The organism is Myroides sp. LJL115 (genome assembly GCF_054871665.1).
In genome coordinates, this window is record NZ_JBTXLS010000038.1 from 23,953 (window position 1) to 30,776 (window position 6,824).

At 33.9% G+C, this 6,824-nt stretch carries 4 protein-coding genes; 1 reads left to right on the top strand and 3 read right to left on the bottom strand.

Going from position 1 to position 6,824, the window contains the following annotated elements:
- Nucleotides 1-22: 22 nt before the first annotated feature.
- From ACYSNX_RS09840 to ACYSNX_RS09850, 3 genes are all read right to left on the bottom strand, one after another.
- Complete coding sequence (locus ACYSNX_RS09840; RefSeq protein WP_461754509.1) at nt 23-1,414, bottom strand: OmpA family protein; 1,392 nt, start codon at nt 1,412-1,414, stop codon at nt 23-25.
- Between the two features lie 86 nt (nt 1,415-1,500).
- The gene (gene kbl, locus ACYSNX_RS09845) at nt 1,501-2,694 is read right to left on the bottom strand and encodes a glycine C-acetyltransferase (RefSeq protein WP_461754510.1); all 1,194 of its coding nucleotides are present in this window, start codon (nt 2,692-2,694) and stop codon (nt 1,501-1,503) included.
- Nucleotides 2,695-2,730: 36 nt separating this feature from the next.
- Nucleotides 2,731-5,892 (bottom strand): UvrD-helicase domain-containing protein, encoded by a 3,162-nt coding sequence (locus ACYSNX_RS09850; RefSeq protein ID WP_461754511.1) that lies wholly within the window; start codon nt 5,890-5,892, stop codon nt 2,731-2,733.
- 110 nt (nt 5,893-6,002) lie between these two features.
- Here ACYSNX_RS09850 and ACYSNX_RS09855 point away from each other — a divergent pair, with 110 nt between their 5' ends.
- Nucleotides 6,003-6,608 (top strand): superoxide dismutase, encoded by a 606-nt coding sequence (locus ACYSNX_RS09855; protein ID WP_461754512.1) that lies wholly within the window; start codon nt 6,003-6,005, stop codon nt 6,606-6,608.
- Nucleotides 6,609-6,824 lie beyond the last annotated feature (216 nt).

Consider the following 6,824-nt stretch of genomic DNA (forward strand, 5'->3'; position numbering starts at 1 on the left):
ATATAATTGTATACGTATAAAATTACTTAACTAATTGTATTTCAACACGTCTATTTAATTCACGTCCAGTTACTGTCTTGTTAGAAGCAATTGGGTCTTGTGATCCGTAACCTTTAGAAGTTAAACGAGATGCGTCAATTCCTTTTTCGATTAAGTATACTTTTACAGCATTAGCTCTGTTATCAGATAATGGAATGTTGATTTTATCATTTCCTGTACTATCTGTGTACCCTGCAATATGGAATTTGCTTGTAGGGTATTCTTGCATAATTTTTGCAATATTATCTAACACTGCATAAGAAGAATTTTGGAAAGTATATTTACCTGTATTGAAAAGGATTGTTTTTCCATACTCATTTAATTGCTTAACATGTTCTTCTTTAATTTCCGGACATCCATTATTAGAAGCAGGACCAGCAACATCTGGACACTCATCTAAATAATCTGGAATTCCATCTCCATCTGTATCTGGCCAAGGACATCCCTTGTTTTCAGCTGGACCAGGAACCTCTGGACACTCGTCTAAATTATCAGGAATTCCATCTCCATCTGTGTCAGGACATCCATTGAATTGAGCTAAGCCTGGTACATCTGGACATTCGTCTAAATGATCTGGAATACCATCTCCATCTCTATCTGGACAACCATTCAAAGAAGCTAGACCAAACTCATCCGGACATTCGTCTAAATGATCCGGAACACCATCTCCATCTCTATCTGGACAACCATTTAAAGAAGCTAGACCAAACTCATCTGGACACTCATCGTACTTATCTAATACTCCATCTCCATCTCTATCTTTTGCACCGAATTGGAAACGTAAACCTGCAAAGTGTTGCATATGAGAAGCAACTCCAACATCAGGAACTCTACTATCATCATATGAATGCTTATAAGTAGACTGAATAGTGAAGGCTACACTTGGAGAAAACCAAAAGTTAAATCCTAAACCTCCATTTACTGTTCCAGCACTTGCTGTCCCAAGGAAAGTATATCCTCCTCCTACTAATAAGAAAGGATCAACAACTTTAGAATTTAATAGTTCTTTAAAACTATACTTAATCTCTGCATCAATTCCGTAATACATTAAATCACCTGGATTATATTTTAAATATCCTTGGCTCTCTGGAGCGATGAATTTAGTTATTTTATTTACAGATCCAGTAATTCCTAAAGAAAAACCATCTCCTAAATAACGTGCAACGTTTAAGTAAGAAACAGAAGGTAAGATATTATAATCTGATGTATTGAAATATCCTCCCATACGATGTGAGAATCCTTTTGCTGAACTCACTTTGGTATTTACAGCATTTGCTCCAATACTTACTGACCACGGGTGATCAGCATCTTGCGCCTGCACAGACAAACCTGCACACAGAACAACGGCAGCGATAAATTTGTTGAAATGTTTCATAAATTTTCTATTTTATCGATATTTAAGTCAAAATTAAGATTAATCCCTAACATTTACAAGAAATATAGGGGTTAATCTTAATCAAATTAAATAACCTTTAATTCTTTTCCTACTTCAATAAAGGCTGCAATAGCTCTATCTAAGTGCTCTTTAGTATGAGCTGCTGATAGTTGTACTCTAATTCTAGCTTTACCTTTAGGTACCACTGGGAAGAAGAATCCAATTACATATACTCCTTTTTCTAAAAGGCGGTCAGCCATGTCTTGTGACAATTTAGCATCGTATAACATTACAGGAACAATCGCAGAATCTCCATCGATGATATCAAAACCTGCTTCTTGCATTCCCTTTTTAAAGTAATTAGTATTCCATTCTAAAGTATCACGTAATGTAGTATCCTTTTCTAAAAGCTCAAAAACCTTAATAGAAGCTCCAACAATCATTGGTGCTAAAGAGTTAGAGAATAAGTAAGGTCTTGAACGTTGTCTTAAAAGCTCAATGATTTCTTTCTTACCTGTAGTATATCCTCCCATTGCACCTCCAAGAGCTTTTCCTAAAGTACCTGTGATAATATCAACACGCCCCATTACATTCTTTGCCTCTAATGTTCCTTTTCCAGTAGCACCAATAAAACCAGCAGCATGACACTCATCTACCATTACTAATGCATCGTACTTATCTGCTAAATCACAAATTTTATCTAACGGAGCAACTAGACCATCCATAGAGAATACTCCATCAGTAACGATGATTTTAAAACGATGTCCTGCCTCGTTTGCTTTTATTAACTGCGCCTCTAAATCTGCCATATCATTATTTTCATAACGATAACGTGCTGCTTTACATAAACGAACTCCATCAATAATAGAAGCGTGGTTTAAACTATCTGAAATAATAGCGTCTTCTGCAGTTAATAATGGTTCGAAAACTCCACCATTTGCATCAAAAGCAGCAGCATATAAAATAGTATCTTCTGTTTGATAAAAATCAGCGATTTTTTGCTCTAATGTTTTGTGAATATCCTGTGTTCCACAAATGAAACGAACAGAAGACATACCAAATCCATGAGAATCTAAAGTATCTTTTGCAGCCTGAATAACTTCAGGATGTGAAGACAAACCTAAATAGTTATTAGCACAAAAGTTAAGTACTTTAGCTCCCGAAGAAACTGTTATTTCTGCATCCTGTGCAGAAGTGATAATTCTTTCTTTTTTAAATAATCCATTATCTTGGATTTCAGCCAACTCTTTTTGAAGATGTTCTTTAATTTTTCCGTACATATACTAAAATTTTAATAGCATTCTATATTGATTACTTTACAAATGTATTATATTTAAATCATCCGTTGTGTATAACAGCACTTTTTTAATCACCTTATAGCCCATCTGCTCTAAAGATTGTCCATAAGACAAAACTTGTTGCACATACTTAGGTTCATGTTTTCCTGTCTTATAATCTAATACCAAACAATCTCCATTTGGTTTAATAACCACTCTATCTGGTATAGTATTTCGAGCCCCTCCTTGAATAATCACCCTCTCATTATAAACTTTATTGTCCTTAGAGAAAAAGTCAACTAATTCAGGGTGCGAAACTATTCGCTCTAAAATATCTCTAAAAGCATCTTCTTGAACACTTTGGATTAATCCTTGCTCAAGAGCTTGCTCCATTGCTTTATCTATATCACTATAATCTCCTATAAAGGACATAATTTTATGAATAAGATTTCCATATTCAATACTTTTTTGGCTTTCAGAATCCCACATTAAAGCTTCTTTTTGAGCAATTTTAATTGCGCTAAATTCCAAAGACTCTCTAACTGGGTGTATCATTTTATTGCTCAGGTCCAAATCATGATCTTTTGGACTTGATACTTTCTTTGCACAACCAAACTCATAATAAAGTACACTAGGATTATAAAGTCCTTTATGTACTAAGAAATCTAAGAACAACTTAGATAAATTGTTAGAGAAATCACCTTTTGCCGTAGTATTATGTGAACTAATAACAAAAAGTTGTTCTTCTGCTCTAGTAAGGGCTACATATAAAACATTGATATTATCTAATAAAGTCTGTTGCTCCTTTTCCAGGTAAATTTGCTGTGCTAAAACCCCATATTGCTCTACCTCCTTTTTAGGATCAACTAGGGCCTTAGGGAAATTTATATTAGGATCTTCTTGATCAAAATCAACCCACAACTTATCTCTATCTGGTCTGGAGTAGTCCTCTTCTGCAAAAGGGAAGATAACAACTGGAAATTCTAACCCCTTTGATTTATGAATGGTCATGATTTGAACTGCATTTTTACCCTCTGGTGTTGGGATACTAAATTTCTGGTAATTCAATATCCAATACTCTAAAAAGTCACTAATACCAAAGTGGTTTTTTAAACTTTTCTCCAACACTAAATCTAAAAAGTACAACACATAGGAGTTAGCCATTTTATCTGGCATAAATGCGTGAATAATGGATTCAACAGCATCATATAAGGACCTACTTCTACAAAAATCGAATATAATTGGAACACCTTTTTCCTTTAACCAAAGTTCAAATTCTGCTTCACTTTTCATGTTTAATCCTTCACGGATAAAATCATGACGTTCTTGTTGGATTCCGTTTTTACAAGCTACATAATATATTAAGCCAGTTTTTGCTTCTAAATCTTTATCATTCTTTAAATAACGAAGAACTTGAATGATCAATTTCACTTCACTAGCATTATTAATTAACAATGAATCAGAAGAAAGAATATCTATTTCATTTTCTGTAAGATAATTGGCTAAGATTACTCCGTGATTTCTCTTTCGAGTCAAGATTACAATATCTTGTAGTTCAAAACCATTTTCAACTGCTTTTTGAATAGTCTTTAAAGTTGCTTGAGCATATAAAAGATCTTTATCTATCCCTTGCTCTTTATCCTGTGGAGTTACTTTTTCGATAAATTCTAAAGCTACATATCCTCCCTTTTTGCTATTTGTATTTTGTGAGCTTTGATTCTCATATAAATTTTTATAATCCTCCTTATTGAAATACTCTCCTACTTGTTTAAAAAAATCATTATTAAATTCAATTACCTGTGCATAACTACGATAATTAGTATCTAAATGAACAGTTTTTTTACTTGGGTTAGAGAAAGGATTATCTGTATTACTTAAGGCTATGAATTGTTCTGCCTTACCACCACGCCAGCGATAAATGGATTGTTTTGGATCCCCAACTATCATTAAACTTCCCTTATTACCAGCAAGATCTTGACCTGCCAATGCATTATCAATTAAAGGAATTAAGTTCTGCCACTGCATTTCCGAGGTATCTTGAAATTCATCAATGAAGAAATGCTGGTACCTTTCCCCTAATCTTTCATAAATAAACGGTGCAGGTTGATCCTGAATTTGTTCATGTATGATAGAGTTAAACTGGGTTATTGATAAAATATTCTTTTCTTCTTGAATCTTATCCATTTCCAAACTAAGGGTATTTAATAAAGATAAAGGAGTCAAGTTTTTTAAAAAAGCTATGTATAACCCTCTTTTGGCATAATTCTCATATACTGGCTGTAATAATCTAAGAAACATAGGCACGTAAGACTCTATTAAATCCTTATCCTTTGCTGTTTTCTTTATTGCCACATCGTCAAACTCTAAGTAACTTCTTTGAGTAGCTTTTGGATCATCGGTAATAATTGCATCAATATGGTTAAAAAACGTACCTCTTGAAAAAGAAGCTGGATCCATACCATTATCTAAAATAATAGCCTTGATCTTCTTAGCTTGTTCTATATTAAAGCTAGTTAAATCCTTTATTGTCTTCTTTAAATAATTGCGTACTTCTACAAAATCTTCTAATGTTTTATGTGCAAAAAGTCCTATCTCTTCCCTATGGTTTTCATTTAATAATAAAAAACCAACTTCTTTAAGCTCCCTAGTTATATCCCAACTTTTATCATCATCTGCCTTGTCAATGGAGAAATCAATAAGCAAGTTGGTTAATTGTTGGTCAACTCCCGCTTTGGCAATTACAGCATCTACAGCTTCTTGTAACAGCTCATCGGAATCCAAAGAAACCTCAAAACTCATTGGCAGGTCCAAATCAAAAGCGAAAGAACGAATAACCCTATGAGTAAACTTATCAATGGTAGAAATATCAAAGGAAGCATAATTGTGAATAATACTCTTGATAATACGTCCACTTTTACTTCGTATCACTTGCTCGGTCAAATTAGTCTCTTGAATAATTTGATCAAGCATCCCGCGAAACTTAGGATCGACTTCTTTTTTCGAAAAATTATCCAAACATGCCACCACCCTAGTCTTCATCTCGGCAACGGCTTTATTTGTAAAAGTTATTGCCAGAATCTTTCGATACGCATCATCTTGCCTATCTAAAAGTAGTATTTTCAGATACTCCTTAACTAAAGTATGCGTTTTTCCTGCGCCCGCAGAGGCGTTATATATTGAAAATGAAGGAGTTTCAATCATTATAAAGACTTTAAGTGTTAACGCTAATTAACCATTCTACTATTTCATATTAAGCATAAAATGCCTAAATTTGAAATAAAATTAATACTAATCTTTAAATAATACGAATTATGGCTTTCGAATTACCTAAATTACCTTATGCTTACGATGCATTAGAACCAAATATCGATGCTCGTACAATGGAAATACACCATACAAAACACCACCAAGCTTATACAACTAACTTAAATAATGCTATCGCTGGTACTGAATTAGAAGCAAAATCAATAGAAGAGATATTAAAAAACCTAGACATGAATAACGCAGCAGTGCGTAATAATGGAGGTGGTTTTTATAACCATAACTTATTTTGGACAGTAATGAGCCCAAATGGTGGAGGTTTACCTCAAGGAGAATTAGCAGCTGCTATTGAAAAAGATTTTGGTTCTTTTGAGAACTTTAAAGATGCTTTTTCTAAAGCTGGAGCTACTCAGTTTGGTTCAGGATGGGCTTGGTTATGTGTGAAAGATGGAAAGTTATCAGTTTGTGGTACTCCAAATCAAGATAACCCATTAATGCCTGGTGTAACTTGTCAAGGTACTCCAATCTTAGGAATGGATGTATGGGAACATGCTTACTACTTAAACTACCAAAACCGTCGTCCTGACTATATTACAGCTTTCTTTAATGTTATTAACTGGGATGAAGTTAGTAGAAGATACAACGAGGCTAAGTAATTAGCTTTTTAATACCATCTAAAGGGGCTGTCTCTAAAGAAAAAGAGACAGCCCTATTTTTTTGCATTTTACTTCTGTGTGATTTTCGGTATTTTTCTAAATATGCGAAGCTCAGACATTGGAAAAATATATTTTCGGTATTTTGGTGTAAAAAGAGGCATTTTATGCCACTCTTTTTCTAATATTCTGTGCGATTGCCAATAATCCGAACTCTAA

What these genes read in the sequence shown, in the direction of transcription:
- ACYSNX_RS09850 (WP_461754511.1), bottom strand. Translation starts at nt 5,892, where the DNA reads ATGATTGAAACTCCTTCATTTTCAATATATAACGCCTCTGCGGGCGCA.
- ACYSNX_RS09855 (WP_461754512.1), top strand. Translation starts at nt 6,003, where the DNA reads ATGGCTTTCGAATTACCTAAATTACCTTATGCTTACGATGCATTAGAA.
- ACYSNX_RS09840 (WP_461754509.1), bottom strand. Translation starts at nt 1,414, where the DNA reads ATGAAACATTTCAACAAATTTATCGCTGCCGTTGTTCTGTGTGCAGGT.
- kbl (WP_461754510.1), bottom strand. Translation starts at nt 2,694, where the DNA reads ATGTACGGAAAAATTAAAGAACATCTTCAAAAAGAGTTGGCTGAAATC.